The 26,454-nt window shown below is 58.9% G+C and carries 28 protein-coding genes and 1 riboswitch; of the genes, 17 read left to right on the plus strand and 11 right to left on the minus strand.

The features are described from left to right. Positions 1-15: 15 nt before the first annotated feature. On the minus strand, positions 16-888 hold the full coding sequence (locus E4O97_RS17240; RefSeq protein ID WP_248161794.1) for a LysR family transcriptional regulator: 873 nt from the start codon (positions 886-888) through the stop codon (positions 16-18). Positions 889-991: 103 nt separating this feature from the next. Between E4O97_RS17240 and E4O97_RS17245 the strand changes: the two genes are divergently transcribed. Next, positions 992-2,386, plus strand: a complete 1,395-nt coding sequence (locus tag E4O97_RS17245) for an aldehyde dehydrogenase family protein (RefSeq protein WP_248161796.1) — start codon at positions 992-994, stop codon at positions 2,384-2,386. Positions 2,387-2,404: 18 nt separating this feature from the next. Here E4O97_RS17245 and E4O97_RS17250 read toward each other — a convergent pair whose 3' ends face one another. Both E4O97_RS17250 and E4O97_RS17255 read right to left on the minus strand, forming a co-directional pair. Beyond that, positions 2,405-2,710 carry a protealysin inhibitor emfourin gene (locus tag E4O97_RS17250; RefSeq protein ID WP_032880234.1) on the minus strand — a complete coding sequence of 102 codons (306 nt, stop codon included), beginning with the start codon at positions 2,708-2,710 and terminating at the stop codon, positions 2,405-2,407. Positions 2,711-2,739: 29 nt separating this feature from the next. Further along, complete coding sequence (locus E4O97_RS17255; protein WP_078821860.1) at positions 2,740-3,801, minus strand: M4 family metallopeptidase; 1,062 nt, start codon at positions 3,799-3,801, stop codon at positions 2,740-2,742. Positions 3,802-3,937: 136 nt separating this feature from the next. On the opposite strand from E4O97_RS17255, the gene E4O97_RS17260 reads away from it, so the two are divergent. The 4 genes from E4O97_RS17260 to E4O97_RS17275 all read left to right on the plus strand — a co-directional run bounded on the left by E4O97_RS17260 (position 3,938) and on the right by E4O97_RS17275 (position 7,971). After that, positions 3,938-4,867, plus strand: a complete 930-nt coding sequence (locus E4O97_RS17260) for a DNA/RNA non-specific endonuclease (RefSeq protein ID WP_248133211.1) — start codon at positions 3,938-3,940, stop codon at positions 4,865-4,867. Between the two features lie 22 nt (positions 4,868-4,889). Beyond that, a riboswitch (cobalamin riboswitch) is annotated at positions 4,890-5,084 on the plus strand. 114 nt (positions 5,085-5,198) lie between these two features. Continuing rightward, complete coding sequence (locus E4O97_RS17265) at positions 5,199-6,209, plus strand: ABC transporter substrate-binding protein (RefSeq protein ID WP_216091822.1); 1,011 nt, start codon at positions 5,199-5,201, stop codon at positions 6,207-6,209. Continuing rightward, complete coding sequence (locus E4O97_RS17270; RefSeq protein ID WP_032880229.1) at positions 6,206-7,210, plus strand: iron ABC transporter permease; 1,005 nt, start codon at positions 6,206-6,208, stop codon at positions 7,208-7,210. The genes E4O97_RS17265 and E4O97_RS17270 overlap by 4 nt, the downstream gene beginning before the upstream one ends. Continuing rightward, the gene (locus tag E4O97_RS17275) at positions 7,207-7,971 is read left to right on the plus strand and encodes an ABC transporter ATP-binding protein (protein WP_248161797.1); all 765 of its coding nucleotides are present in this window, start codon (positions 7,207-7,209) and stop codon (positions 7,969-7,971) included. The genes E4O97_RS17270 and E4O97_RS17275 overlap by 4 nt, the downstream gene beginning before the upstream one ends. Positions 7,972-8,124: 153 nt before the next feature. On the opposite strand, the gene E4O97_RS17280 is transcribed toward E4O97_RS17275, so the two are convergent. Genes E4O97_RS17280 through E4O97_RS17290 form a run of 3 tightly spaced genes read right to left on the minus strand, consistent with a single transcriptional unit; the run spans position 8,125 to position 9,975 of the window. After that, positions 8,125-8,616, minus strand: coding sequence for a GNAT family N-acetyltransferase (locus tag E4O97_RS17280; protein ID WP_248161798.1), 492 nt, complete (start codon positions 8,614-8,616; stop codon positions 8,125-8,127). Beyond that, entirely contained in the window at positions 8,606-9,535 is a 930-nt protein-coding gene (locus tag E4O97_RS17285) for an alpha/beta hydrolase (RefSeq protein ID WP_078821864.1), read from the minus strand. Before E4O97_RS17285 ends, E4O97_RS17280 begins: the two co-directional genes overlap by 11 nt. Beyond that, positions 9,535-9,975: a TspO/MBR family protein gene (locus E4O97_RS17290; RefSeq protein ID WP_003192600.1), complete on the minus strand. Its 441-nt coding sequence runs from the start codon at positions 9,973-9,975 to the stop codon at positions 9,535-9,537. The genes E4O97_RS17285 and E4O97_RS17290 overlap by 1 nt, the downstream gene beginning before the upstream one ends. Before the next feature lie 164 nt (positions 9,976-10,139). Between E4O97_RS17290 and chrA the strand changes: the two genes are divergently transcribed. Further along, positions 10,140-11,339 (plus strand): chromate efflux transporter, encoded by a 1,200-nt coding sequence (gene chrA, locus E4O97_RS17295; protein WP_248161799.1) that lies wholly within the window; start codon positions 10,140-10,142, stop codon positions 11,337-11,339. 8 nt (positions 11,340-11,347) lie between these two features. On the opposite strand, the gene E4O97_RS17300 is transcribed toward chrA, so the two are convergent. Next, a complete protein-coding gene (locus tag E4O97_RS17300) occupies positions 11,348-11,911 on the minus strand; it encodes a nucleotidyltransferase family protein (RefSeq protein ID WP_216091825.1) in 564 nt (187 codons plus the stop codon). Positions 11,912-12,340: 429 nt separating this feature from the next. Here E4O97_RS17300 and E4O97_RS17305 point away from each other — a divergent pair, with 429 nt between their 5' ends. Together E4O97_RS17305 and E4O97_RS17310 are read left to right on the plus strand one after the other, a co-directional pair. Continuing rightward, positions 12,341-12,571, plus strand: a complete 231-nt coding sequence (locus tag E4O97_RS17305; RefSeq protein WP_248161800.1) for a DUF6124 family protein — start codon at positions 12,341-12,343, stop codon at positions 12,569-12,571. A gap of 389 nt (positions 12,572-12,960) precedes the next feature. Continuing rightward, a complete protein-coding gene (locus tag E4O97_RS17310; protein ID WP_248161801.1) occupies positions 12,961-13,779 on the plus strand; it encodes a DUF2971 domain-containing protein in 819 nt (272 codons plus the stop codon). Between the two features lie 644 nt (positions 13,780-14,423). On the opposite strand, the gene E4O97_RS17315 is transcribed toward E4O97_RS17310, so the two are convergent. The 3 genes from E4O97_RS17315 to E4O97_RS17325 form a co-directional block, all read right to left on the minus strand. Continuing rightward, complete coding sequence (locus tag E4O97_RS17315) at positions 14,424-15,854, minus strand: hypothetical protein (protein WP_047711430.1); 1,431 nt, start codon at positions 15,852-15,854, stop codon at positions 14,424-14,426. Positions 15,855-16,383: 529 nt separating this feature from the next. After that, positions 16,384-16,740, minus strand: a complete 357-nt coding sequence (locus E4O97_RS17320; protein ID WP_196492830.1) for a DUF3892 domain-containing protein — start codon at positions 16,738-16,740, stop codon at positions 16,384-16,386. A 280-nt stretch (positions 16,741-17,020) separates the two neighbouring features. Further along, positions 17,021-17,536 carry a GNAT family N-acetyltransferase gene (locus E4O97_RS17325; protein ID WP_248161803.1) on the minus strand — a complete coding sequence of 172 codons (516 nt, stop codon included), beginning with the start codon at positions 17,534-17,536 and terminating at the stop codon, positions 17,021-17,023. Between the two features lie 119 nt (positions 17,537-17,655). On the opposite strand from E4O97_RS17325, the gene E4O97_RS17330 reads away from it, so the two are divergent. Next, positions 17,656-18,150: a GNAT family N-acetyltransferase gene (locus tag E4O97_RS17330; protein WP_248161805.1), complete on the plus strand. Its 495-nt coding sequence runs from the start codon at positions 17,656-17,658 to the stop codon at positions 18,148-18,150. 6 nt (positions 18,151-18,156) lie between these two features. On the opposite strand, the gene E4O97_RS17335 is transcribed toward E4O97_RS17330, so the two are convergent. Next, entirely contained in the window at positions 18,157-18,390 is a 234-nt protein-coding gene (locus tag E4O97_RS17335; protein WP_003192651.1) for a hypothetical protein, read from the minus strand. Positions 18,391-18,550: 160 nt separating this feature from the next. Here E4O97_RS17335 and E4O97_RS17340 point away from each other — a divergent pair, with 160 nt between their 5' ends. From E4O97_RS17340 to E4O97_RS17375, 8 genes are all read left to right on the plus strand, one after another. Continuing rightward, complete coding sequence (locus E4O97_RS17340) at positions 18,551-19,096, plus strand: GNAT family N-acetyltransferase (RefSeq protein WP_248161828.1); 546 nt, start codon at positions 18,551-18,553, stop codon at positions 19,094-19,096. A gap of 112 nt (positions 19,097-19,208) precedes the next feature. Then, complete coding sequence (locus E4O97_RS17345) at positions 19,209-19,976, plus strand: hypothetical protein (RefSeq protein ID WP_216091832.1); 768 nt, start codon at positions 19,209-19,211, stop codon at positions 19,974-19,976. A gap of 201 nt (positions 19,977-20,177) precedes the next feature. Next, entirely contained in the window at positions 20,178-20,804 is a 627-nt protein-coding gene (locus E4O97_RS17350; protein WP_103733754.1) for a LysE family translocator, read from the plus strand. A gap of 28 nt (positions 20,805-20,832) precedes the next feature. Beyond that, positions 20,833-21,189 (plus strand): hypothetical protein, encoded by a 357-nt coding sequence (locus E4O97_RS17355; RefSeq protein WP_103733753.1) that lies wholly within the window; start codon positions 20,833-20,835, stop codon positions 21,187-21,189. Positions 21,190-21,276: 87 nt separating this feature from the next. Beyond that, complete coding sequence (locus E4O97_RS17360; RefSeq protein WP_248128860.1) at positions 21,277-21,657, plus strand: cupin domain-containing protein; 381 nt, start codon at positions 21,277-21,279, stop codon at positions 21,655-21,657. An 89-nt stretch (positions 21,658-21,746) separates the two neighbouring features. After that, positions 21,747-22,253 (plus strand): sigma-70 family RNA polymerase sigma factor, encoded by a 507-nt coding sequence (locus E4O97_RS17365; protein WP_060767271.1) that lies wholly within the window; start codon positions 21,747-21,749, stop codon positions 22,251-22,253. After that, entirely contained in the window at positions 22,250-23,212 is a 963-nt protein-coding gene (locus E4O97_RS17370; RefSeq protein WP_228308746.1) for a FecR domain-containing protein, read from the plus strand. Before E4O97_RS17365 ends, E4O97_RS17370 begins: the two co-directional genes overlap by 4 nt. Before the next feature lie 96 nt (positions 23,213-23,308). Beyond that, positions 23,309-26,146 carry a TonB-dependent receptor gene (locus E4O97_RS17375; RefSeq protein ID WP_216091837.1) on the plus strand — a complete coding sequence of 946 codons (2,838 nt, stop codon included), beginning with the start codon at positions 23,309-23,311 and terminating at the stop codon, positions 26,144-26,146. Positions 26,147-26,454: the final 308 nt, after the last annotated feature.

The raw sequence follows: 26,454 nt of genomic DNA on the forward strand, positions 1-26,454 counted from the left end.
GCTCCCACATTTGATCTAGGGTGCTGGCAGATTGCGTTCTTCCAGCAGTTTTACGAAACTGTTCAAACTCTGCGAAACCGTGCCCCGCCGCCAGATCAGCCAGGTATTGAGCAGTCGAAAGCTGTCCGTCAACGGCCACACACTCACCGCCGCGCACCCCGGCATACTCTCCAGCATACTGCGCGGCATCAGCGCCAGCCCGGCCCCGGCGCTGACACAGGCCAACATGCCATGGTATGACTCGATCTCGAAGATCTTGCCCGGCACCGCGCCATCCTGTGAAAACCAGCGTTCAAAGTGATGCCGGTACGAGCAGTTCGAGCGAAACGTATAGATGTTCTCGCCATTCACATCCTGCCCCCGGCTGATCAGCGCGTGATGCAGCGGCGCGATCACCACCATCTCCTCCTCAAACACCGCCACACCCTCCAGCGTGGAGTGCAGCACCGGACCATCGACAAAGGCCGCCGTCAGCCGGCCCGACAGCACGCCTTCGATCATGGTGCCCGAGGGGCCCGTACTCAGGTCCAACTCCACCTTGGTGTATTGCTGGTTATACGCCGCTAGTAACGCCGGGATACGCACCGCCGCCGTGCTTTCCAGGGAGCCCAAGGCAAAGGCGCCTTGGGGCTCCTCCCCCGCCACCGTGGCGCGGGCTTCCTGCACCAGATCGAGAATACGCCGCGTATAGCCGAGGAAATTCCACCCCGCAGGGGACAAACGCAATCGACTCTTCTCACGGATGAATAACTCCACGCCCAAATCCTGCTCCAGTTGCTTGATGCGCGTGGTGAGGTTCGACGGCACCCGATGAATCAACTGTGCGGCGGCGCTGATGCTGCCTTGTTCGGCAACCGCCTTGAAGATTTCCAGCTGCACCAGATCCAAGTCATTCTCCATTCATGAACGTATTGCTTAATATTATTCAGTTTCCAGAAAAGATACAGCCCCGTACGCTGGTCCCATTCCACTCATTCAGCCGGACGGTGCCATGAACAACGCTATTTCCCACCAGACCCACGCCTTGTCGATCAATCCCGCCAACGGTGAAACCGTTGCCAGCTACCCCTATGAAAGCGCAGCACAACTGGATGCCGCCCTCACCCGCGCGACCGATGCCTTCCGTACCTGGCGCCACACCCCGGTGAACCAGCGTGCCGACTATCTGCTGGCCCTGGCTGTCGCCCTGCGTGAGCAAGCTGAAGACATGGCACAGATGATCACCCTGGAAATGGGCAAGCCTATCGCCCAGGCCCGCGCCGAGATTGAAAAATGCGCCCAGCTCAGCGAGTGGTACGCCGCCCACGGCCCGGCCATGCTCGCCCCGGAACCTACCTTGGTGGACAACGGCAGCGCCCGGATCGAATACCGCCCACTGGGCCCGATTCTCGCGGTGATGCCGTGGAACTTCCCGGTGTGGCAAGTGCTGCGCGGCGCCGTGCCGACCCTGCTCGCCGGCAACACCTATGTACTCAAACATGCGCCCAACGTAATGGGCAGCGCCTACCTGATCCAGCAAGCGCTGCGCAAAGCCGGTTTTGCCGAAGGTGTGTTTGAAGTGATCAACGTGACCCAGGACGGCGTGTCCACCGCCATCGCCGACCCGCGCATCGCCGCCGTAACCCTCACCGGCAGCGTGCGCGCAGGCATCGCCATCGGTTCACAGGCCGGGGCCGCATTGAAAAAATGCGTGCTGGAACTGGGTGGCTCCGACCCGTTTATCGTGCTCAACGACGCCGACCTCGACGCCGCCGTACAAGCCGCCGTCATCGGCCGCTTCCAGAACAGCGGCCAGGTCTGTGCCGCCGCCAAGCGCTTGATCATCGAAGCAGGCGTGGTTGAAGCCTTCACCGCCAAATTCCTGGAAGCCAGCCGCGCCCTGGTGATGGGCGAACCCACCTCGACCGCCACCTATATTGGCCCCATGGCGCGTTTTGATCTGCGTGACGAACTGCACGGCCAGGTCCAGGCGACCCTGGAAGAAGGCGCCAGGCTGCTGCTGGGCGGCCATAAAGTCGCGGGCGCGGGCAATTACTATGAGCCGACCGTACTGGCCGACGTCACCGACCAAATGACGTCGTTCAAACAGGAACTGTTCGGCCCCGTGGCGTCGATCATCACCGCCCGCGACGCCGACCACGCCGTGGCCCTGGCCAACGACAGCGAGTTCGGCCTGACCGCCAGCATCTTCACGGCCGACTCGGCAAAGGCGCGAGCGGTCGCCGACCAGCTGGAAACCGGCGGGGTCTTCGTCAACGCGTTCAGCGTGTCAGACCCGCGGGTGGCGTTTGGCGGCGTGAAGAAGAGCGGGTTCGGTCGCGAGCTGTCGCACTTCGGTGTACGCGAGTTCTGCAATGCGCAGACGGTGTGGCTGGATCGTAAGTAGCCTGCCAGCCTTGGCGCTTCAACAATTAATATGTCGTCGCACGCACTGCACCAAACCATCCAGGGCCTGGGACTTTACCGGCGCGAGCACACAGACCGTGTGCTCGCGCGCGCCTTCCGTCACTGTCAGGGTGTAATGCACCTGGCCGGGGTTGCCTGGTTCAGGGCGAGTGCTTTGCGGCAACCGAAAGAAACCCGAGTCTTCGATCAGTTGCCGTAACTCTTGCTGGTCCTGCTCGGGCAGCGCGTCCAGTTCGACGCTGCGCGGTTTGGCCAACCCTGGAAAAAACGCCGCCCCGCCGCTTTCCTTGATTGAAATTCGCATGGCTGTTCCTCGCCGCACAGGCGGCTTCGTCAAACGTTAATGCCCACCGCTTTCCAGCCTGCCTTGACCGCCTTCTGCTCATCCTTGTTTACGCCATAAAGCTGACCGGCAATATCATGGGTGATACGCGCAAAACGCAAAAAGCCGGAATTGGGCCGCAGCCGCGAATCGCGCAGTGCGTCATACCAGATCCGCCCTGCACGCTCCCAGGCGAACCCGCCAATCTTGGTCGCCACCTGATAGAACGCGTGGTTGGGAATGCCGGAATTGATATGCACGCCACCATTGTCCTCGTAGGTTTGCACAAAATCATCCATATGCCCCGGCTGCGGGTCTTTGCCCAGCAGCTTGTCATCAAAGGCGCTGCCCGGGGCTTTCATCGAACGCAGAGCGGTGCCTTTGATCTTTTTGGTAAACAGCCCCTTGCCGATCAACCAGTCGGCGTCCTCGGCCGTTTGCTTCAGCGCGTACTGCTTGATCAACGAACCGAATACATCCGACAGCGACTCGTTCAGCGCGCCGGACTGGTTGAAGTACATCAGCTTGGCCTCATCCTCGGTCACGCCATGAGCCAACTCATGGCCAATGACGTCGAGTGCCACGGTGAAGCGATTGAACAACTGCTGGTCGCCATCGCCGAACACCATCTGGGTCGAATTCCAGAACGCGTTGTTGTAGTCCTGGCCGAAGTGCACCGTGGCGTCCAGCGCCATGCCCGCATCGTCGATGGAGTTGCGGTCGAATACCTGGTCAAAAAAATCGAAGGTGGCGCCCAGGCCGTCATAGGCTTCGTCTACTGCGGCATCGCCACTGGCGGGCTGCCCTTCGCCGCGAATCAGCTTGCCGGGCAGGCTGTCGGTGTTTTCGGCGCTGTAGATCGAGCGTTGCTTCTCGGCGCCCATGGCCAGTGCCATGCGGGCCGGGCCCTTGGCGGGTACCGCGACCATACGCAACGACCGGAACGTGCTGTCCTTGGCGCGCGTGCGTAATGCGACCTCCCGCTGGGCTTTATCCCCGTGGCGGGCGATCTGGTCGAGCATGTACGGCGGGATCAGGCAGAAAATCGGGTTGCGCAGTTGGCGAACACACATGAGCTGGCTCCTTTTTGGCGTGTGATGAACGTCCGGGTAACGGTTTTCAGGATAGCCCTGTGTTCGCCCCCTGGGCCAAATTGTCATGAGTTTGTGTTTCAGTGGTGTTTATCCGAGGCCCATAAGGAACATGCCCATGCCCGCCCGCACAGCCAAAATCGACCTTTCCCACCGCCCAAGGCTCGCCGACCTGCGTCCATTGGTCGCGGCCAGCCCCACCCTGCTGGAAGCCAGAGCCGCGACGCCGCGTGTCACAGCGGCCAAGGACTTCAAAAACCGCGCGGGCTATGCCGACGATTTCCTCAGCGATTTCGTGGTGCCATGGCCCACGGTTGGCGAGCCACTGGCGGGCGACGTGCAACCCAAGCGCCTGGACTACACGCATTTCTCCATCACCATGTCGCGCTCCCGACGATTGGCGCTCTACGTGGGGGTCAATATCGACGGCGCCAAGCATGTGGACATCACGCGCAGCAACGACACCTGGGCCTACGATGGCCGCCTGCCCCTGGACGCCCAAGTAGGTGAAGACCTCTATGCCGGCAATGGCCTGGACCGCGGCCACCTGGTACGGCGCCAGGACCCCAACTGGGGCGACGAGGCGAACACCGCCAACTTCGACACCTTTCACTTCACCAACTGCTCCCCTCAAATGAGCGGCTTCAACCAGAAAACCTGGCTGGAGCTCGAAGACTACATCCTCGACAACACCCAGCGCTGGAAAGCCCGGGCCACGGTGTTTACCGGGCCAGTGTTCGCCGATGACGACCGGCTTTACCGTGGCGTGAAAATCCCCAAGGCGTTCTGGAAAGTGGTGGCTTACCTCAGCGACGATGGCAAGCCCTCGGCCAGTGCCTACACGATTGACCAAAGCCGCGAACTGGGCCAACTCGACCTGGTATTCGGCCCGCTTCGAACCTACCAGCGCAGTGTGATTGCGATCGAACAACTGACCGGCATCCGCTTCGCCAACCTGGCCGACTACGACGGGTTCAGCAACGAAGAGCGCGCCACAGGCACCCGGATCGAAGCGCTGATCCGCGGGCCGCAAGATATTCGACTCTGATTCGCGCCTACAGGGCGCGATCGCTTACCATACCGCCGCCGGTTCCCGTATGGGACTAACAGGGAATTCGAAACGCCGCACGCGACGTGAACCGAAACTGCCCCCGCAACTGTAGATGCCGAGCCTGCTCCCCACTGCCACTGGACCGCGTCCGGGAAGGCGGGAACAAGGCGACGACGCATCAGTCAGGAGACCTGCCGGCCCAGCTAATTCACTAACCGGCGGGGTGTCCGGGAAGGACATCCTGGCCCTGCCCATCAGCAGCGTCCATGGGCGTATTTCCGAGCCGTACCTCCCCTGCTGCATCTACGGTTCACAAGGAGATCGCCTCATGCTGCCACGCGTTACCGCCCTGATCGCAGGCTTGGGTATGTGTGCCCTGGCGCAAGCCGCGCCCACTCAGTACCCGTTGACCGTGCAAAACTGCGGCAGCACCCTGACCTTCCAGCACGCCCCCGCCCGCAGCGTGACCATCGGCCAAGCCGCCACCGAGATGCTCTACGCCCTGGGCGTGGGCGACAAGGTGGTCGGCACTTCGCTGTGGTTCAACAACGTGGCGGCGCAGTACAAGGCCCAGGACGACCGCATCGAGCGCCTGGCCAACAACGAGCCAAGCTTCGAAGCCGTACTCGCCAAGCGCCCGCAACTGGTGGCCGCCGAGCTGGAATGGGTGGTAGGGCCCCAAGGCGTGGTCGGCACCCGTGAGCAGTTTCATGAACTGAAGATCCCCACCTACCTGTTGCCGTCCGACTGCGAAGGCAAGGACAACCTGGTGGGCGCCGATGGCACCCGGTTGGAGCCCTTTCGCATCGAGACGATCTACCAGAGCCTCCAGCAACTGGCGCAGATTTTCGACGTACAGGATCGCGGCCAGCAACTGACCGACGAACTCAAGGCGCGCCTGGCCAAATCCGTCGCTACGGCGCAGGGCAAAGGCTTGAAGCAGGCTAGCGCACTGGTGTGGTTCTCCAGCGCCGAAATGGCCAGCGACCCTTACGTAGCCGGCCATAAGGGCGTGCCGCAATTCATGCTGCAAACCCTAGGCCTGCGTAACGTCGTGCAGTCCGATGAAGAGTGGCCCGCCGTCGGCTGGGAAACCATCGCCAAGGCCAACCCCACCTTCCTGGTGATCGCACGCATGGACCGCCGCCGCTACCCGGCCGACGACCATGAAAAGAAACTCGCCTTCCTGCACAGCGACCCCGTGACCCGCAACATGGACGCGGTGAAGAACAACCGCATCATCATCCTCGACGCCCTGGCGTTGCAGGCGAGCCTGCGCACCTTCGAAGGCCTTGAACAACTGGCCGCCGCCATCGACGGCTATAACCTGGGCCAATGATGCGCACCCTACTCGCCCTGGCGTTGCTGCTGCTCGCCCTACTCGCTGGCGTCGCCATCGGTGAAACTGCCATCGAACCGCAGGTGGTGCTGCAGGTGCTCGCCAATAAACTCTGGGGCGCAGGCTTCGTGCTGGACCCCATCGACGAAGGTGTGGTGTGGAACTATCGGCTCACCCGTGCCCTGGTGGCCGCAGCCTGCGGCGCAGGGTTGGCAACATGCGGCGTGATCCTGCAATCACTGCTGCGTAACCCGCTGGCCGATCCGTACCTGCTGGGCATCAGCGCCGGCGCGTCAACCGGCGCGGTACTCGTTGCCTTGATTGGCGTGGGCGGTGGCCTGGTGTCGTTATCGGCCGGCGCGTTTGTGGGGGCGATGGCGGCGTTTGCGCTGGTGACGCTGCTGGCGCGGGCCAGCGGATCGTCCAGCGGCACCGGGCAGATCATCCTCGCGGGCATCGCCGGCTCGCAGTTGTTCAATGCCCTGACCGCGTTCCTGATCACCAAGTCCGCCAGCTCCGAACAAGCCCGCGGCATTATGTTCTGGCTGCTGGGCAACCTCAGCGGCGTGCGCTGGCCATCGGTGTGGTTGGCGGTGCCGGTGGCGGTCGTGGGGCTCGCGGTGTGCCTGTGGCACCGTCGCGCACTGGATGCGTTTACCTTCGGCAGCGACTCGGCGGCCTCCCTCGGCATCCCGGTGCGCCGCGTGCAATTTGTGCTGGTGGCCTGCGCTGCGCTGGTGACGGCGGTGATGGTGTCCATCGTCGGCTCCATCGGGTTTGTCGGTTTGGTGATTCCCCACGCGGTGCGCCTGTTGCTTGGCACCGGGCATTCGCGCTTGTTGCCGGCCAGCGCCTTGGGTGGCGCGCTGTTTTTGATCGCAGCGGACGTGCTGTCGCGCACCTTGATCAAGGGCCAGGTGATTCCGGTGGGTGTGGTGACCGCATTGGTGGGCGCGCCGGTGTTTGCGCTGATCCTGATTGGCCGGAGGAATGCGCGATGAGCGTGCTCAGTTGCAGCGGCCTGGGCTTCAAAGTGCGTGAGGCGCAGTTGCTGCGTGACATTGACCTGGACGTGCAGTTGGGTGAAACCCTCGGCATCGTCGGGCCCAATGGTTCAGGCAAATCCACCCTGCTCAAATTGCTGGCTGGATTACGTGTGCCGGCCAGCGGCGATGTTCGCCTGGGTGGCAAGTCGCTGGGTGAGTTGCCGCGCCGCACCATCGCGCAACAATTGGCGGTCGTGGAGCAACAGGCCGACACCGACGACGCCATTCGCGTGTTCGATGCCGTGGCCCTGGGCCGCACGCCGTGGCTGTCGGCGCTGAGCCCGTGGTCGCGCGAAGACGATGCCATCGTGCACCAGGCCCTGCATGACGTAGACGCCACCCACCTGAGCCAACGCGCCTGGCGCAGCCTCTCCGGTGGCGAGCGTCAGCGCGTACACATCGCCCGCGCCCTGGCGCAACGGCCGCAGATTTTGTTGCTGGACGAGCCGACCAATCACCTGGATATCCAGCATCAACTGGCGATCCTCAAAGGCGTGCAAGGCTTGCCGGTGACGACCTTGATTGCGCTGCATGACCTGAATCAGGCGCTGACCTGTGATCGCCTGGCCGTACTGGATCGCGGGCAACTGGTGGCGCTGGGCGCGCCGCTGCAAGTGCTGACGCCGCAGCGTTTGCAAGAGACCTTCGGGGCACAGGGGCATTACCTGACAGACCCGTTCGACGGTGCGCAAATCCTGCGTCTGCGCTCCAACTGAACCTGTAGGTTGGAGCAGCTTGTTCTGGTGACAGCCTGACAGCCAACTGTGATCAAAATGTGGGAGGGGGCTTGCTCCCGATGTCGGTGGGTCAGTCATAGATGTGTTTGCTGACACTCCCTCATCGGGAGCAAGCCCTCTCCCACATTGGTTCTACAGAGGCAGGTGCATATGGGTTGTTTGCCAGATCGGGTCGGCCTCGACATCCACCACTTCGAACCCCTGCCGCCGCCAGAAATCAATCGCGCCGGGCAGAAACGGGTGGGTGTGCAAGTACATCACCTCCACGCCATTCGCCCGCGCCAGCGCCTCCAGCGAGCGGTACAACTGGCCCGCCAGGCCCAGGCGGCGCACTGCCGGGAGCACATACAGGCGCACCACTTCCACCGTCTTGCGACCCTGATAGTTCAACTGCGGGAAGCGGCCGTCGTAGGGCCGATAAGCCACCGAGGCAACTATCCGGCCTTCGGCACGAGCAATCAAAAACCGCCCGCCGCCCTCAAGATAGATGGCTTCAAACTGCGCCAGATCCTGGGGTACTCCGCTGGCACTGAGCGACGGAAACAGTTCATCACGCGCCTGCAAAGCGAAGCTCAGCACCTGGGGAATGTCAGCGGCCTGCACCGCCTCGATACTAACGCTCATCGCCAAGGATCCGACCCGCTATCCACTGGCGAGCGTAAGCCAACACGCGATCGGCCATCGCCACCTGAAAATGAATAAACCCATGGGCCGCTTCCGGCAGTAGATGGGCCTCAACCGCCGCCCATCGCTCGGCGATAAGCAGGGTGTCATCCTTGAGCGGGTCCAATTCGCCCACGAACATCAGCGCTGGCGGCAGCCCCTCAAAGTCCCCATACAAAGGGGACAACGGCGGCTGCCGGCGCGTCTGGTCGCTGATCCCCGGCGTCAGCAGGCGCAGCGCCTGGACCATGCCCGGACCGTCCAGCAACAAGGTGCCCGGCCCGGCCGTGCGCACACTGGGCGTGCCGGTCAAATCGTAGACGCCGTAATACAACACCGCGCCGCTTACCCGCTGGAGCAACTCGGGCCATTGCTTGAGCGCCAACAAGGTGGCCGCCGCCAAGTGCCCGCCGGCCGACTCGCCAACGAAAAACACCGGCAAGCCGGCAAACTCCGGGCAGTCCGCCAAAAGCCAGCGCGCAGCCGTCAGGCAATCGTCCAGCACCCCTTCGATCGGCGTATCCACCGCCAGCCGATAATCCACCGACACCACCGCCACATCGCAAGCGTTGACCATGCCGAGGTTAAGGTCGTCATTCATTTGCGCATTGCCGATCACCCAGCCACCGCCGTGGATATCCAGCACCACGCCTTTGAGCTTGCCACTGGGGCGCAAGATGCGCACGGGCACCGTGCCCAGCCTTTTCAGCTCAACCACGGGCGCCTTCTTGAACGTCTGGCTGGCGCGTAGCAGTGCCTGGATCATGCGCGGCGTCACGCGGTTGCGGATTTTAAAGCGCGGCATCCACGCCAGTTTCTGATTGAAGCGGCGCATCTGGGCCAGTTCGGGCTCACTGGCGGGCCAATGCTGGTAAGCCATCAGCGATTATTACGCAGGATCGAGAAGTTCAACGCCGCGGCCACGCACAGCCACGCCAGATACGGGAACAGGATCAGCCCGGTAATCAAATCCAGGCGCACGGCCAGCACCACCATCGCTGCCACGGTGAGCCACAAGAGCACGATAATCACCATCCCGGCGAACAACCGATGGGCCCCGAAGAACACCGGCGTCCACAGCGTGTTCAATGCAATCTGCGCCGCCCACAAGGCCAACACCATTTCGCTGCCGGGGATCAGGGTCAAGCGGTAACCGGCCCAGGCCAACAGCAGGTAGATGATCGTCCATGCCACCGGGAACAGCCAATTGGGCGGGGTAAAGCTGGGCTTGACCAGGGATTCGTACCAGGCACCGGGTTTGAAGATCACACCGGTACTGGCGGCGGCGGCGCAGGCGAGCAGGAAGATGAAAAAGGTCATGGTCGGTCCTTGAGGTCCTGTGGATGGAAAAACAATGCACTGCTTTGAGTGACTCAAGCAACCGCGGATAAATTCAATGGGAGCAGCAAAATACCCGCTCTTCTGCGCGTCATGAAAATTGGTTATGGTCGGCAACATCCAGCATCGTTGCCCGAGACGCCCCCTTGCCTCAGCTTGCCGATCACCGCAGCAGCCCCTGGTCAGTGTTCCTGATCTTCCTGCGCCTGGGCCTCACTTCCTTCGGCGGGCCGATTGCGCACCTGGGCTATTTTCGCCAAGAGTTCGTCAGCCGCCGCCGCTGGCTCAGCGAGCGCAGCTATGCCGAACTGGTCGCCCTGTGCCAATTCCTGCCCGGCCCGGCCAGCAGCCAGGTCGGTATCGCGTTGGGCCTGTCCCGCGCGGGTTACCGGGGCGCGGCGGCAGCCTGGGCCGGGTTCACCTTGCCGTCGGCCATCGCCCTGATCCTGTTTGCCCTGGGGCTGGCCCACTACGGCGGCGCCCTCCCCCATGGCGCGCTGCACGGCCTCAAGGTCGTCGCCGTAGCGGTGGTGGCCCAGGCCGTATGGGGCATGGCACGCAACCTGTGCCGAGGCGTTTTACGGGTGGCGTTGATGTTGATCGCCGCCTGCGTGGTGCTGCTGCAACCCTCCGCCTGGGCTCAAGTCGGGGTCATGGTGGTCGCAGGCGTGGCCGGCCTGTTGCTGTTCAAGCCCGAGAGCAGTGCCGAGCCCGACGCGCTGCCCATCGCCATCAGCCGCCGTGCCGGAGCCCTGTGGTTGATGCTGTTTTTGCTGCTGCTTATAGGCTTGCCACTCCTCTCCGCATGGGCGCTCAACCCCACGCTGGCGCTGGTGGACGCCTTCTACCGCAGCGGCGCGCTGGTATTCGGCGGCGGCCACGTAGTGTTGCCGCTACTGCAAGCCGAAGTGGTGCCCAGCCACTGGGTCAGCAACGATGTATTCCTCGCCGGTTACGGCGCCACCCAGGCTATGCCCGGCCCGCTGTTCACCTTCGCCGCCTTCCTCGGCGCCTCCATGACCCACGCCCCGAGCGGTTGGCTTGGCGGGGTGATCGCGCTGCTGGCGATCTTCGCCCCCTCGTTTCTACTGATCTTCGGCGCCTTGCCCTTCTGGGCCAACCTGCGCAAAAGCCCGCGCACCCAGGCGGCGCTGGCCGGGGTGAACGCGGCGGTGGTTGGCCTGTTGTTGGCGGCGCTGTACCAGCAGGTGTGGACCAGCGCGATTTTCAACGGGTATGACGTGGCCCTGGCGTTGCTCGCACTGGTCGCGCTGATGGTGTGGAAGCTGCCGCCATGGTTGGTGGTGATAGGCTGCGGCGTACTCGGGGGGTTACTGGATTTGTGAGCGGGGGCTCAGCCCGGCTCGACAATCTTGAGCCACGGCCAACGCGCCTGATAACTCCTGGCCTTGTGCAAAAACAGCTCGGGCTCTGCGTGCAAAGGGTTGATCCGCAACACCCCCTGCTCCACATCCTCCAAGCCATAAGGCGCATACACCTCGCCGGAGGCAATCTCCAGCGCAATGCACGTGCCCGCCACCAGGTACCGATCAACGCCCTGCCTGGCCGAATGCAACTGTGGATAGGGCCGGCCAAACCGCTGCCCATACCAAAGGTGCACCCGCGCCTGATTCCTGACCTCCACATTCACCCCCAGGTCTTGGAATAGCACCTGCGCCGCACGAATTACCGCGTCTTCCGCCTCGTAGGACAGGTCCTCGTCAAAGTAAAAAACGTCATAGTCCTTCACGCCCTGAGCCGCCGGCAGATTCGCCTGATGGTTCCACACCGCCTGGAACAAACAGCCCGCCGTGAGCATGCACTGCTGCACACCCAGATCCGGCAGGCGCGCGGTGATTTGCGCATTGATAGGGTTGGCCATGGCCAATTCGAGCAAGGTGTCGACAGTCAATGTCATGTTCAGTCCTCCATCGTCAGCGCCAACCATAACACCGGAATATGGCACTTCTGTAGGAGCGAGCTTGCTCGCGAAAAACCCAAACGATAACGCAGCGCCTGAAGGCAAAATCCGATTTCCACACCGCGCCTTGCTCCATTGCCTACGCGTGCGTCAGAATCCGCCGGCTTGTGCGCTGGGGTGGCCGTCTCTAAGGTGGCTCGGTCGCTGAATTGTTCAGTGATCGGGTTTAGTAGCCCACCTTTAGACCTAACAAGTGCACACGCTTCATCCATCAGACGTTCCCGTCTGTGCTTGATGGTGGCTGTGCGTAGGGCGTCCTCGGACGCGCCGGTTTTGTTAGGTTCCACCGGTCTACTAACCTGCGTACAGCTACCGCCCCTATTGTTTAGTAGCGATGGGAAAGTGGCCCAAGCAAGGAACTTAACCATGGTTAACGATTCAATCACCCTCTTCACCGTCGCCCCCAACGCCAGCAACGAAACCCTCATCACCAACAGCTACGAAACCTTCACCAGCGTCAGCACCCTGCTGCTCGACCTGTCCGAAGACCTCAACGGCAAACACCGCGACATCACTCTCGCCATCCACCAACTGAGCGAACTGGGCGTACTCCTTACCGCCAGACTCCTGGACCGCGAAGCACCCTGCCCTGGCTGATGATTAGCTCTTCAGCTCATTAGACCGATGACTCGTCGCGTCGTTGTAAGCCATGTACAACGACTCGGCGAGTTGGCGCTTGATGGCATTGGGGGATTCCAGCCTCGTTACAAAATCCTCTGCTTTGACTGCCTTGCCGCCGACGCGGTTGAGCTCTTCATAGAAAGAAACGCCGGATTGGTCTCGAGAAGCTTGGCTGTGTGAGCGCCTCCTAGGTAGAGCGGCCAATGGGCATTGCAGTGCGTTGTGCGGAAGATGATCAGTTAAAACCGAAACGAAGATAGGTTGACCTGACGATGAGAGCGGTGACCGCTTCGGCTAGCAACGGACTGTGGACAGACTGATAGCGAAACAGTAGCGTCAGGTTTTTATCTAGGATAATTGAACCCATGTCATCGCCGATGCACCTCTACAAGTACGAGCGCTTTACCGCACAATCGCTTCAGAACCTGAAGGACCAATTCATCTATTTCGGCTCCCCGCTAGCTTTCAATGACCCTTACGACTGCGCGCTTTCACCGCGCATCAAGGAGCCAACTGACGCCGATATTGAGAAACTGCGAAGCCATTACTTAGCGAAGCCCGAAATCGAAAATGGGATTCGGCGCGAGTTCGAGAGGGCGTCTCCTGCTGTACTCCGGGCTATGCTCCTTCGCACAGGTCAAAAAACCTTAGATGACATGATCAAAAGATTTCTGTCACAACGTGGGGTCAGCTGCTTTTCAGAGAAGAAGGACAACTTGTTGATGTGGTCCCACTACGGGGATCATTGCAAAGGTTTCTGCCTGCAGTTTTCAACCTTGGCCGATCCATTTCACAAGATTAAGAAGGTCCGCTACACACAAGACATGCCTATTATCGACATCGTTCCGATCCTGTGCGGTGAAGACTACGACCCTGTGGCCGATCTCTATTGCACCAAAGCGATTGATTGGGCTTACGAACACGAGTGGCGTGCTATTCATAGCCAAGCCGGCAAGGCGTATAGGTATCCTTCCGAAGCGCTCACTGGCATCTACTTCGGCCCTGACATGTCTCCCACTGCGATTGAGATCATCGCGTTGGTTCTCGCAGGACAAAACGAACACGTCCAGCTCTGGCAAGGTTCTCGTAGCAAGTCTAATTTCTCAGTTGAATTTCAGCCCATAAAATACATGTCACATCTGGAAGCAAAGCGGCTAGAATTGTTGGGGACAGCGGGTGCTTAATCGATCACTCAAATTGCACCCTCGACACACGATTCCCCTTTTCCGTCAATGCGGTGATCGCTACCAGAAAACTCGTGATACTCATGGGCTTTTCCTACTTAATCCGACTTACTGATCAGGCCTATTTTCTCGGCCTCTTTCTGGACGGCCTTGTAACCATCCAACGGGTATGCAAGCCATCCCGGGCATGCAAAATTCCTGGCGTCGCTCCTACGTGCCTAGCAGCGCTTGCCATCCATTTTTTTCGGTTGAAACCAGCCGGATAGCCCAGCAGTTAAAAACTGGTCGGGTGTGATAGCGATGAAATCACCGGCCTCAAACAATACGTGGGACGCTCCGCTTTTCAGATTCGAAATAAATCCGTCCCCTTTTCCATTTTTTCTTTTTTTGCAATCAGATCAGTCGGTTAGCTGTTAAGTAAGTGCCATTCAAATCTGTTCCCTTTTCAGTCTTATTGGTGCGGACAAAACTTAATAGCAGGTTCCGGCCGAAAGTGACCGGAAGTCAATGATATCTCTCGGCCAGAAGCGGTCAGCCAAAGAGTCTTGAGCAGCGAAGGTGATTCGGGTCATAGCGGGCTACAACCCCATCGTATCTTGAAACAAAGGATGACTTGTTTAAAAACAAACCATCATACATGGACTCTAAATTATTTGAAGAGACTTAAAGAGCCCGCGATGCAAAACTATTGGTTCTTTGCGATTGAAGTTTGCCTCAGGGGTGATATACCTGAATACGTGAGTATTGATTTGCTTGGGCTGATTACCAATTACGGAGAAATTGAAAAGCACCGTCAATACAAAGTCGGCAGTTCTTTCTAGAGTGGTATTTTTTGATTCCTCTTCATAAGCAGCTTCAAACTCTGTTATGGAAAGCGTTTGCTTTCTCACAATTGAAAACAAATTCAATATCGACTTTATGTTTGGTAAGAAACCGCTTATTTCATCTTCAATTTCGCTGCGAAGATAATTAGAAAAAGACTTGTCGATTTTTGTAACTATTTCTGGCGTTATTTTGGATTTGTTATCCCGAAGAGCCTCTTCCGCGCAGGCTTGCAAGTATCGTATATAATCCCTAGGCCTCAATTGAGTGCTTCTAGTGATATAGTCAAATATTTTCATCCCTTTCTGCTGTTTGTGCCCATACTTTACCGGCGAGTTTGTGAACAGCATTTTCCATGCCTGATGGAAAGGCAGTGCGGGATCTATTGATGAGTGCGCCTTAGAGATCCGAAAAGCCAAAAGCTCTTTAATTGTAGTTGCGTCCCAAGCAAGTGGAACCTTCAAGTCGTTCCACTTGTTTCTATCATTATCCACTAACAAGTCATAAATATCGTCGCGTAGGAATACAACAGGAAATAGCTTGTAAGGCTCACCAAAAACCGACCGGACGTCTTGCACAGCCTTGAACAATCCAGTCAACAGTGCAGTATAGCGCTTGTAATTCTCTGGATCAGTTATATCTCGATAATCTTCATCCAACTCATCAAAAACAATTAGGTACTCAGAGCCATCCAAGTGTTCTAAAAGCAAATCTTCAAGTGTTTCAACACGTTCGATCCACGAGGTTTCATTTTTCTGTTCAGCATTTGCGCCACTTGCTTCTATGCCGCTTCCGAGAATAGAAATTTTAAAGGTGCCACTTACCCACCGTCTAATGCTTCGAGCAAGGGACCGCTCAACGTCGCCCTCATAAACCGCACTCAGCTTTTGGCGAATCGAATTGTCTATAGCTTCGTTTTTTATCATCAATTTAGCAACAGAGCTATATATCAAGTACTTCCATAGCGTCATGTATTGATTAGGCGCAGTGTAGCTATTGTTCGTCAACTCATAAAGATCTTGAAAAGGAAAGCTCTTGAATGATAGCTTTTTTGCAAACCGAGAATAACTGACATCTTTAACAATGTGTTCTGTAATGGCCGTTTTACCTGTTCCCTTTCTTCCTATAACGAAAGACTTAGATCCTGAAGTTATCTTATCTACAATATTTATATGAAAAAAATACCTGCTGGTATCTTCCAGCCTTGCTTCCACCTTCCATGTCGCGACCTCCTGCAATAGTGCTTGGCTCATGATTCATCCTTGCCGCCATAAAAGAAGGCCAAATGCTACCACTTATAGAATGTGTGTAAAGATTTTTTTGAGGTTTGAAAATCAGAAAGTGTGCGAGAGGTTTTTCTGCTCTCATCGAGCGTGGAAAGATTTTCTCTTTAATCAACGAAAAGTATGAATGATCACTTTTGGCCGACTGCAGCCGAAAAAGGAAAAAGGGGCTGGAAAAAGGGACAGATTTATTTTCCCTAGGTGAAATCCGTCCCCTTTCCCGCTCCAGGTGGAGGCCTCTCAACAGGGCCTAGCGGCGGACTTTCTACGAGTCCCGATTGCGGCCTCTCAACGGGCGCTGGCAATAACTGGCGCCCTATGTCAACGGACTTTGATGACTAAGCAGTCCGTAATCGTTTTACGATGACGGCTTCTGGCCGCTTTCTGTCCGTCGCCACCGGCAGCTTCTGGCCGATCTGTGCCGTTGGCGATCGTTGGCTTTCGGCCAAAAGGTCTCAATCAAAAATATCAAAAAAACCAGTGGAAACTCAGTGTTTAATCAGATGGGGCACTGATTGAGCGACAACAAGTTATTATTCCACTGCCTGTCTGCATAAGTACGTAAATAGGGAGCACGACCAGATTCGCGTACGACACCAATGTCTGCACGGGCACCACTCACCGGATCGATCACATAGAAGGTATTTGTACCAGCATCAATACTGGCAATTACTTGCTCCCGAGTCCAGCGCCATTGATTTGCAGGATTGCCTAAATGAGTGATGTGTTCATGGGAACTATTTACATTAGGTTTGTTAATGCACGTTACTTGAGCATCGGCCATTTTGATTTCCTTTTCACGGTTGAATTTATAAAAAGAGCTGACTGCCACGCCTTTGTACTGGCTCAATGACATCCTAGTCAATACTCCTTTTGATCGCCGCTCGTTTCAAAGACAAACGGAGTGTCAGCTTTTTGCCGATTCTGTTAAAAAGTCGGTTCTCCCGGATTGCCCGGAATCTGAGCGTTGTAGGAGCCTGTTTTTCGCGCGGCTACGTGAAATCTCTGTCCGGAGTACCTGTGCGACCATTTAAGATTTCAATCTCACGCGCTTACTTTTCTGCCCAGAGAACCGCGTCCGACTTTTTCAACAGAATCAGCCGAAAGCAGGCATCCGACCAACCTGATCCCCAGAGTTAAACCCCTGGTATCTGATACACAACCGAATCATATTTCTCCGCCATCCGCCTCTCGATAACGACTCCCCCCAAAACCTCGGCAATACGCCGACTCGCACGATTCTGCGTCGCAACAGGATAGATGAAGTACTTTGCCGCCACTCGCTTGCTAGCCCACCGAACAACCGCCCGCACCGCTTCACCACCAAACCCCAGCCCGTGTTTATCTTCACGGATCCAGATGCCCAACTCCGGTGTTTCACTGCCGCTATGATGCAGCCCGACCAAGCCGGCAAAATGAGCATTTATCAGCTCCCTGACCGTGAACACGATGTCGCTGCCATCCGCTATCGCAGGCAGCCACCGCCCCCAGACTTGCGCGTACTCTTCCAGCGAGGCAGGCGGTTCCCAGGACATGTAGCGAGTCAGAGACGGTGAGATACAAGAGAAAGACTCAACAGCGTCCTGCTCGCAGAAGGGCTCGATGCTAAGGCGTTGCGAGAGAATGCGGATTGCGTGGGTGTCCACTGGCATGGCCATTTCCTTCCTGGCGCCCGTTACTCCATGTATGCCGCGAACATACCATGCAGGTCGCGTCATCAGTATCAGGCTCTCTATACTGAGCCCCCAGGATGGTAGTTGGAGCACACAATATGCCCGTCGCACCCAATCAAAATTCCCCCATCATTTTGGTCCCTGCTCAACATAGCGACTTGGATAATCTGGTAGCCATTCGAATCGAGGCCATGCGCGAAAGCCTGGAGCGTGTTGGGCGATTTGACCCAGTGCGTGCGCGGGAGCGGTTTCTTGGCGGCTTTGAAGCTCGCAACACACGCCACATCGAGGCATCTGGAGAGCGGGTGGGTTTCGTAGTGGTCAAACATCACCCCAATGAACTCTTGCTCGACCACTTGTATGTAAGGCCGAGCGCGCAAGGGTCAGGGGTAGGGTCTGCTGTTCTCTCTCAGATTTTCAAAGAGGCGGATGCGGCTGCGCTGCCTATTAAAGTGGGGGCTCTCAAAGAAAGCGCTTCGAATCGCTTTTATACTCGCCATGGCTTCCAGTTCATCGAAAGCAGTGAATTCGACAATTATTATGTTCGTCAGCCTATTCCGGCGATTGGCCCTCATTCGGGAACCATGGACTGACGTGCACTAGCCCTTCAGTTCACCAGCCCGATTGCTCGCCGCGTCGTCATACGCCACATACAGCGACTCCGCAATCTGGCTTTTGATCGCCTTGGTGGCCTCCAGCCCCAGCACAAAACCCTCGGCTTTACCGCCAGCACGGTTAAGTTCTTCATGGGTCGAGGCGCCAGTAATAGCGTCAAGCAGCTTGGCGGCGTGAGGGCCGACACCTTTGGGGAGGGAGATCTGGTCGATGGACATTATCGCTACCTTGAAAAATGGAGTTCGGGAGCGAGTGAAACCACTGCCGGGGCTGGCATGGTAGACCTGTTTGCCATGAAAGGGGTCGCTTTACGCGCAGCGGCGCTATTCTTTGCGGCTACGCAGTGAGGTGGGGCCATTGATCAATCTGGAGGGGCTTATGGAGTATTGCGTTGAGGGCTACTGCCTTCGGCCATTGTGCCGCGACGATTTCGAGAGGATCAGCCGTTACGAAAGCGTCAACCGCAGGCATCTGCAACCCTGGGAGCCGCTCAGGGATGAGGAATACTTCACCACTGGCAACGCCAAGGCCAGGGTCGAGCAGCAGGTAAACAATATGCAGGCTGGCAACGCTCTGTGTTTCCTCTTGCTTGAACCCGAGAGCGGAGAGGTTCTAGCGCGGTGTAACTACACGAACATTGTGAGGGGCGTTTTTCAGGCCTGTCATCTCGGCTTTTCGTTGGCGGAATCTGCCCAGGGCCGTGGCCTGATGAAAAGAACACTTCAGGTCACCAACCGTCATTGCTTTGAGCAGTTGGGGCTTCATCGGATCATGGCCAATCATCTGCCCCGCAATGTGCGAAGTGAACGCCTTCTGGAGTCGCTGGGGTTTGAGAAGGAAGGACATGCGCGAGCCTATCTGAAGATTGCTGGTGTTTGGGAGGACCATACGTTGAGATCGTTGATCAACACTTATAATAAATGAGCCCCCTACAACCCATTTCCACGATTCACGACCGTGGTTGCTCCAGCCGCTCATCCTACGAATGGAATCGACAGAATGCCAAGCAACCGGCAGATAACACCCAAGGAAAGCCATGACCTCTGAAATTGAAAAATACCTGCACATCAACGCCCAAATCGAGCAGACCTATAAACAAACGATCCGCAACAGTCGCAAGCAAAATCAAGCTGGCTGGGATTACCGATTTGGCGTTCTTTACTTCTGGCTCGCAGTGGTAGGTCCCTCAATCCTTGCGATTGTGCTGGCCGGGCTAGGGAAAGCCTTTCAAGCGTACTGGTGGTTCAGCGTGAGCTGGGGGCTGATTGCGTTCTCTTACCTGGCGATGTTTCTTTACCCTTTGCTAGGGGTGCTGCTGTACCGCCATTCATTAATGAAAATGTTCACCGCCCCATTCGCCAATCTTTTGGAGTGGAACGTAAAAACGGTCATGCAAGTGGAAGCACGGCATTTGCCAGAGCTCGTAGCACTGTCCAGAGAAACCCTGAAGCTTGGGGCACTGGAACTGAAAAGCGAACGCGACAGTTTCGAAAAGCGCACCTATATGGTCACTGGGGCTTTGGAAAAAGTCGGTATTTTACCCGGAGCCCTCGCTTTGGTTATCGGCCTCTCAAGCTTTGCCAAAACCCTGGACAGCGCCGGGATCACCGCCCACATGGATTGGATATTTGCCGTAGCAGCGGTCAATATTTTTTTCTTCCTGATGTGTTGTTACGTGCAAATGATGCTCGTGCGCTACGATCGAATGATCGCGCTCACCGAACTGGCCGTGGACTGTAAGGCGAACCCAACATCCCCTCAGGAACGCCCCCAGTTCGTTCATCTGCATGATTCAATAAAATAGATAGACACGCTGTGTTTGAAAGACTCATGGCGCCCCCACCCAATAGTCGGCGGCCTCCAGGCAGTCACGGGACCAAGCTCCCTCGCCGCAGGTGCTGGGTCGCGCCACAGTCGCATCGTCATGGCGCACGCCTGGGGCGCCGTTGCATTCGTCCTTCAGATAAGGATTACTGTAGGCCACGCCTACACCGAGACAGCCCCCATGTTCGAACTCGCCTCCCTCATCACCTATGTCGCCGTGGTGATCGGTCTATTCCTGATTCCCGGCCCTTCCGTGCTGCTGGTGATCACTCGTACCGTGCAAGGTGGCCGCAAGGTCGGCGTTGCCACCGGGCTGGGTGTGGCATGCGGTGATCTGGTGCATACGCTGTGCGCCGCACTGGGTCTGTCGGCGATTCTGATGACCTCAGCGACTGCGTTCAACGCCGTGAAGTGGGCCGGTGCCGCTTACCTGATCTACCTGGGCGTGCGCGCGTTCATGGCCAAGTCAGGCACCTCCGGGCGGCTTGAGCTGCCTGCGGTCTCGCCGCGACAGGCGTTTTTCCAGGCGGTGGGTGCCGAGGTGCTGAACCCGAAGACGGCGATATTCTTCCTGGCGTTCCTGCCGCAATTCGTCCACCCGGAATCGGGCTCGTCGCTGGTGCAGTTCGCGGTACTGGGCTTGATCTTCTCGGGGCTCAGCGCGGTCTACACCAGCCTGCTGGCCATCGCAATTCGCCCCTTGAGCCGAGGCATCAAGGGGCTTTCCCGGCTGCGGCGCTGGGAAGGGAAAATCATCGGCACGTTGTTTATGGGCCTTGGGTTGAAAGTAGCCTTCCAGCAGCGCTAAAAACCCGCCGTACCCTGAGGAGCCACTGATGCCTTCATCCAAGCGCGACAACGCACGCATTGAGCGCCGCCTGGTCGCCAGCCTGACTGAGGCCTGCGAGACCGCCAAGGGCGAAATCATCGGTTTCGCCTGGCTGACCCACACCGTCGATTACACGGCCTTCCCCCAAAGCCTGCGTGTAACCTGGGTGTTCGACACCCGCACCAACAAGGACCAGGCTCTCGCAACCGGCGCCGATCAACGCATGCGTGAGCTGGCTGCGGCTGCGTTGCACGAAGCCGATATTCCGCCCGTGCCTATCAATCGCTGTGTACATTTTGACTGTGAAGAAGACTGCCAACGCCAGCACGGTGGCGACTGGCGCGTACGGTTGGCACGGCACTGACGTTTTTGGTGAACCCCTTGCAGGATCGTACAAGCCCGCTGATCGTTCGCCCGGATACTCTGGCTCCTCCCAAAAAGAGGATCCAGCATGACTCAACTACAGCACCCCACCCAGCCTGTAAACCTCGCGCACAAAGCCTCGCTCATCGATCAGCAATGGAGCCCAAGAGTGGTTGCCGAAATGAACGACTACCAGTTCAAGGTCGTACGCATCGAGGGCGAGTTCATTTGGCACTCACACCCGGAAACCGATGAGGCCTTCCTGGTGCTTGAAGGCACGCTGCGTATCGACCTGCCGGGTGGCCCGGTGTATGTGAAGCCGGGTGAGTTGTATGTGGTGCCGCGTGGCATTGAGCACAGGACCGCCGCCGAAGGAGAAGCCAGGCTGATGATGATCGAGCCAAGGGGCATCTTGAACACCGGACACGAAGGCGGAGAGCGGACGGCAGTCAACGATCAGTGGATTTGAGCGCAGGCGTACGCTGCTTAGCGCTGTACAACCCTTAACCAAAACCCATAAGATGAGAAGAGTTATCATTTAAGCCAAGCGAATCTCACATGTTCAACGACAGCACCGCCTCGCCGGTCGAGCAGTTGTATACCCGCCACCGCACCTGGTTGCGGGGCTGGTTGCATCGACGTCTGGGGCACCGTGCCGATGCCGAGGACCTGGCCCACGACACCTTCGTGCGCGTGTTGTGTTCGCGCCAGGAGGTGGGCGAGCTGCGCCAGCCCATGGCGTTTCTGGCCAAGATTGCCAATGATTTGCTGATCAATCGCTGGCGGCGCCAGGCGATTGAACGCGCTTACCTGGAGGCACTGGCCGCTCGGCCCGAAGCGTTGGAGCCCTCGCCGGAGGAGCGACTGCTGACCATCGAGACCCTGCTGCAACTCGACTCATTGCTGGTGGGGCTGTCGATGCCGGTGCGGCGGATTTTCTTCTTGTCCCAGCTCGACGGCTTGACCTACCCGCAAATCGCCGCGCAGCTGAACCTCAGCGTGGCTCAGGTGCAGCGGGCCATGGGCAAGGCGTTCAGCGTGTGTTACGCGAGTCGTTTTGAATGAGCCTGCCGGTTGATCCGCAGGTCCGCGACAGCGCCATCAACTGGCTAGTCAAAAGCCAATCCGGGCTGATGAACGCTGCCGATTGTTTGGCTTTGCAGCAATGGCGCCAAGCCAATACCGAACATGAATACGCCTGGCAGCGCGTCAGCAGTTTGCCGTTGTCGTTGCAACCGGGAGCGACGCTGTTGGCGGATGCCACCACGCGACGGGCGCTGGAAGCTGCCGGCAATGATCCACAGCAGCGCCGCCAGATGCTCAAGGCGCTGCTCGCCGTCGGCCTGCTCGGCGGGCTGTCGTGGCAGGGTGCGCAGTCCACCGTAGTACGTTCGGCGTTGGCCACTTATAGCACTGGCACCGGCGAGCGGCGCGAATGGCGGTTGGCCGACGGCGGTTCGTTGTGGCTGAACACCGCCAGCGCGGTCAACCTGGACTTCAACGCCGCACAGCGCAGCGTGCAGTTGGTCGAAGGCGAGATGGCCCTGGACGCGCCCGTCGAATCGCGGGCGCTGCAACTGCTGACACCCGACGCGACGCTGCATAGCCCGGGCGCTCATCTGCTGGTGCGCCACGACCGCCGGGGTACCCAGGTGACGGTCCTGCGCGGTTTGGTGCAGGTGCATGCGCGAGGCCACCAACTGCCCCTGCGGCTGGACGCGGGCTGGCGTACCCAGGTCAATAGCCAGGGTATCGCCGCGCCGGCTCCTGTCGATGGGTTCCTCGCCCAGGCCTGGCTGCGGGGTTTGCTGCCCGCCGAACGCATGCGCCTGGACACGCTGCTGGCCGAACTCTCGCGCTATCGCCCAGGGATTCTGCGCTGTGGCGAAGCCGTTGCAGGCTTGCGCGTCACCGGCAGTTTCCAGCTCGACGACACCGACGCCGCCCTGGCCCTGCTGGCCAAGGCGCTGCCGGTGCGCATTGAGCGGCGCACGCGTTATTGGGTGACCGTGGTGCCGGCCTGAAAATATTTTCGTAATACAGCGCAGTTTTTTCCACGTCGCTTGGCCTATGGGAACAACCCATCGAAACAGGTGGGCCTTCACCCTCAGGAGCCCTGCATGACCTCCCCCCTCCATGTTCTGCGCAGCCGCACGCTCGGCCTGCTGTTTCTTGGCTTGCAACCGCTGTACGGCGCGGCGGTGTTGGCAGCCGATGAGCGCCAGCACTTCCACATCGACGCCGGTACGCTGGACCAGGTGCTCTCGCGCTTCGGCGTACAGGCGGGCATCAGCATGGCGGGGCGCGCCACGCTGACTGCCGGCAAGAGCAGCCAGGGCCTGACCGGCGACTTCACCACCGAAGCCGCGTTGACACGGCTGCTGGAAGGCACGCGCTTGAGTTATCAGCGCCTGGCCGATGGCAGCTACGAGCTGTACCCGGGCGGCACGGCGCTTGCGCTGCCCACGCAGAAAGTCACCGGCGAAGACCCGCAGAAACAGCAGGTGTATTCGGCGCCGCGTTCCTCCGTGTATATCTCCGGTGAGGACATGCAACGCTTCGGCGTGATCTCCGCCGGCGACCTGCTCAAAGGCCAGCCCGGCGTGCAGGTGGGCGACAGCCGCAACGGCGGCGGTTTGGATGTGAACATCCGCGGCATCCAGGGCCAGAGCCGCGTGGCGGTTACGGTGGATGGCGCGCAGCAAGCGCTGGATGTGTATCGCGGCTATGCCGGCACCCAACAGCGCAGTTACATCGACCCGGATTTGATCAGCGACGTGACCATCGACAAGGGCCCCAGCGTTGACTCCAGCGCCATCGGCGGCACGGTTAAAATGCGCACCCTGGGGGTTGAAGACATTCTGCGCGATGGGCAAAACATCGGCCTGCGCCTCAAGGGCGAGGCGTGGAACAACGGCGTTGCGCCCGCCTACCGCGACGGTCACTCATCCGAGGGCAGCCTGTACGCCGAACCGCACCGAAACCGTGGCGGGCTGTTCGGTTCCCAAGCCGAATCCGGCAGCGCCGCGTTTGCCTACACCCATGACCTGTTCGATGTGGTCGCAGCCTACGCTCACCGCAATCAAGGCAACTATTTTGCCGGCAAAAAGGGCCAGGATCGCTACCGTACCTACGACCGCTATGGCGACGAAGAAAGCACGGTGGCCAGCACTTATAACGCCGGCGAAGAAGTACTCAATTCGTCGGCCGAGACTGAATCCTGGTTGCTCAAGACTACGATCCGCCCCACCGACGAGCACACCTTCGACCTCGGTTACCAGCGCTACAACGGGCACATCGGCGAGATCATGCCGTCGGATATTTTTCGGTTCGGCACCGGCGGCATCTACCAGTACCCGCTGGGCCATACCCGGATCGACACCTATACCGCGCGCTACCATTACCTGCCCACCAACAACCCGCTGGTGGACCTTACCACCAGCCTGTGGATGACCGATGCGCAAACCAGCCAACTGACTTCAGTGCTCGCGCCCGCTTCTCAAGCCTACCGTTCGGACCGCAACTGGAGCCGTCAGGCCAACCGTCGCATCGGCGGTGACCTGGCCAATACCTCACGGTTCACCAGCGACTATGGTGACCTCAAGCTGGACTTGGGCGGTGGCTTCCAGGTCGAAGAGCTGCGCCCGCAAAAAGGCGTGGTCACCACCCAGCACGACATCAACGCCAACCGCAGTTTGCGCGATGGTTCACGCCAGGAATTCAACCTCAACGGCAAGCTCGAATACCAACCCGTGGACCGCCTGACACTATGGGGCGGTGGCCGCTATACCTATTACCGCACACAAGACCATGTGCCGCTTTCAACGGCGCGCCGGGAAGAGCGCCCGTTGCGCTACGTGTCAGCCACGAACGCCGGGGCCTACGGCAACATGCTCTGGTTCCCCGACATGAACGGGGACTACACCGACGCTACCGACCCGCGCCAGAACAACGGCATCGTTTTCAGTAACACCAACTACCCATTTGAGGGCCCGCGCTATAACGATTTCGGGGCCACGGATACCACGGCGTATGAGCCCCAGGTGGGCGAAGTGGTCAGCGGTTATGACTACTCCGGAAAAAACCGCAACAGCGGCGGTGCATTTGCGCCTGCCTTCGGCATCAATCTGGAGGTGGCGCCCGACACCTTCGTCTACGCCTCTTACACCCAGGGCCTGCGGATGCCGTCGCTGTTCGAGACCAGCCAGGGCGTATTACAAACCCTACCCGGCAAAGGCTTGAAGCCCGAGCGTTCGAGCAACTGGGAAATCGGCGCCAGCACCCTCCAAAAAGGCCTGTTTGTGGCTGACGATGAGGCGGCGATCAAACTGGCGTACTTCAACAACACGATCAAAAACTACATCACCCGTTACTACGACCCCAGCCCCGGCCTGATGGGCCAGATGCAATTCAGCAACACCGACAGCTTCAAGACCAGCGGCCTGGAGTTGCAGTCCCATTACGATGCCGGCCGTGTGTTTGCCGACCTGTCATCCACCTACTACCTCAAGACCCAAACCTGCGACTCGGCGTTCGCCGCTCGCCTGCGTGCCAGCAGCAACCGCTATCGCGACACCAGCCAGACGCCCAACTGCACGCCCGGCAGTTTCATGGGCTCCTACACCAACACCCAGAACCCGCCACGCTTTGCCGCCAACCTGACCACCGGCGTGCGCTTTTTCGACCAGTCGCTGACGGTCGGCACGCGCATCACCTACACCTCCGGCCCCACGGTGACCGCCGATAAACCCTGGCAGGCAGGCGCCACCACGCCACAATTGGTCTATCGCGAAGTGACGCTGGTGGACTTGTTCCTCAACTACAAATTGCAGGACCACACCCAACTGAATGTCTCGCTGCAAAACCTCACCGACCGCTACTACCTGGACCCGCTGGCGCAAAGCTTTATGCCGGCACCGGGCCGAACCCTCAGGGTGGGTCTACAGACGAAGTTCTGACAGGGGCAGGCACAACTCTCGAAAGGCACACATTCCAACTGTGGGAGCTGTCGAGCCCCGGCGAGACTGCGATGGCGGCGGCACAGGCGAAATCCTCGTCGCCTGAACCACCGCTTTCGCAGCCTCGCTAAAGCTCGACAGCTCCCACAGGGGTTCGGCGGTGCAGGGTTCAACCCAGTTGGCAGGGCCATCGCGCCAAGCACAACTCCCGACAACAACACCGCCAAAATGTGGGAGCTGTCGAGTCCCGGCGAGGCTGCGATGGCGGCGGCACAGGCGAAATCCTCGTCGCCTGAACCACCGCTTTC

Origin of the sequence: Pseudomonas sp. W15Feb34 (assembly GCF_023127765.1) — a bacterium.
Lineage (GTDB): Bacteria > Pseudomonadota > Gammaproteobacteria > Pseudomonadales > Pseudomonadaceae > Aquipseudomonas > Aquipseudomonas synxantha_A.

Bases quoted from the DNA above. Each gene is read 5' to 3' on its own strand.
- E4O97_RS17250 (WP_032880234.1), bottom strand. From the start codon at position 2,710: ATGCGAATTTCAATCAAGGAAAGCGGCGGGGCGGCGTTTTTTCCAGGG.
- E4O97_RS17285 (WP_078821864.1), bottom strand. From the start codon at position 9,535: ATGGCTTACCAGCATTGGCCCGCCAGTGAGCCCGAACTGGCCCAGATG.
- E4O97_RS17275 (WP_248161797.1), top strand. From the start codon at position 7,207: ATGAGCGTGCTCAGTTGCAGCGGCCTGGGCTTCAAAGTGCGTGAGGCG.
- E4O97_RS17315 (WP_047711430.1), bottom strand. From the start codon at position 15,854: ATGAGCCAAGCACTATTGCAGGAGGTCGCGACATGGAAGGTGGAAGCA.
- E4O97_RS17265 (WP_216091822.1), top strand. From the start codon at position 5,199: ATGCTGCCACGCGTTACCGCCCTGATCGCAGGCTTGGGTATGTGTGCC.
- E4O97_RS17245 (WP_248161796.1), top strand. From the start codon at position 992: ATGAACAACGCTATTTCCCACCAGACCCACGCCTTGTCGATCAATCCC.
- E4O97_RS17300 (WP_216091825.1), bottom strand. From the start codon at position 11,911: ATGACATTGACTGTCGACACCTTGCTCGAATTGGCCATGGCCAACCCT.
- E4O97_RS17345 (WP_216091832.1), top strand. From the start codon at position 19,209: ATGACCTCTGAAATTGAAAAATACCTGCACATCAACGCCCAAATCGAG.
- E4O97_RS17305 (WP_248161800.1), top strand. From the start codon at position 12,341: ATGGTTAACGATTCAATCACCCTCTTCACCGTCGCCCCCAACGCCAGC.
- E4O97_RS17330 (WP_248161805.1), top strand. From the start codon at position 17,656: ATGCCCGTCGCACCCAATCAAAATTCCCCCATCATTTTGGTCCCTGCT.
- E4O97_RS17325 (WP_248161803.1), bottom strand. From the start codon at position 17,536: ATGCCAGTGGACACCCACGCAATCCGCATTCTCTCGCAACGCCTTAGC.
- E4O97_RS17290 (WP_003192600.1), bottom strand. From the start codon at position 9,975: ATGACCTTTTTCATCTTCCTGCTCGCCTGCGCCGCCGCCGCCAGTACC.
- E4O97_RS17260 (WP_248133211.1), top strand. From the start codon at position 3,938: ATGCCCGCCCGCACAGCCAAAATCGACCTTTCCCACCGCCCAAGGCTC.
- E4O97_RS17375 (WP_216091837.1), top strand. From the start codon at position 23,309: ATGACCTCCCCCCTCCATGTTCTGCGCAGCCGCACGCTCGGCCTGCTG.
- E4O97_RS17270 (WP_032880229.1), top strand. From the start codon at position 6,206: ATGATGCGCACCCTACTCGCCCTGGCGTTGCTGCTGCTCGCCCTACTC.
- E4O97_RS17335 (WP_003192651.1), bottom strand. From the start codon at position 18,390: ATGTCCATCGACCAGATCTCCCTCCCCAAAGGTGTCGGCCCTCACGCC.
- E4O97_RS17340 (WP_248161828.1), top strand. From the start codon at position 18,551: ATGGAGTATTGCGTTGAGGGCTACTGCCTTCGGCCATTGTGCCGCGAC.
- E4O97_RS17360 (WP_248128860.1), top strand. From the start codon at position 21,277: ATGACTCAACTACAGCACCCCACCCAGCCTGTAAACCTCGCGCACAAA.
- E4O97_RS17370 (WP_228308746.1), top strand. From the start codon at position 22,250: ATGAGCCTGCCGGTTGATCCGCAGGTCCGCGACAGCGCCATCAACTGG.
- E4O97_RS17310 (WP_248161801.1), top strand. From the start codon at position 12,961: ATGTCATCGCCGATGCACCTCTACAAGTACGAGCGCTTTACCGCACAA.
- E4O97_RS17355 (WP_103733753.1), top strand. From the start codon at position 20,833: ATGCCTTCATCCAAGCGCGACAACGCACGCATTGAGCGCCGCCTGGTC.
- E4O97_RS17255 (WP_078821860.1), bottom strand. From the start codon at position 3,801: ATGTGTGTTCGCCAACTGCGCAACCCGATTTTCTGCCTGATCCCGCCG.
- E4O97_RS17320 (WP_196492830.1), bottom strand. From the start codon at position 16,740: ATGTCATTGAGCCAGTACAAAGGCGTGGCAGTCAGCTCTTTTTATAAA.
- E4O97_RS17365 (WP_060767271.1), top strand. From the start codon at position 21,747: ATGTTCAACGACAGCACCGCCTCGCCGGTCGAGCAGTTGTATACCCGC.
- E4O97_RS17280 (WP_248161798.1), bottom strand. From the start codon at position 8,616: ATGAGCGTTAGTATCGAGGCGGTGCAGGCCGCTGACATTCCCCAGGTG.
- E4O97_RS17350 (WP_103733754.1), top strand. From the start codon at position 20,178: ATGTTCGAACTCGCCTCCCTCATCACCTATGTCGCCGTGGTGATCGGT.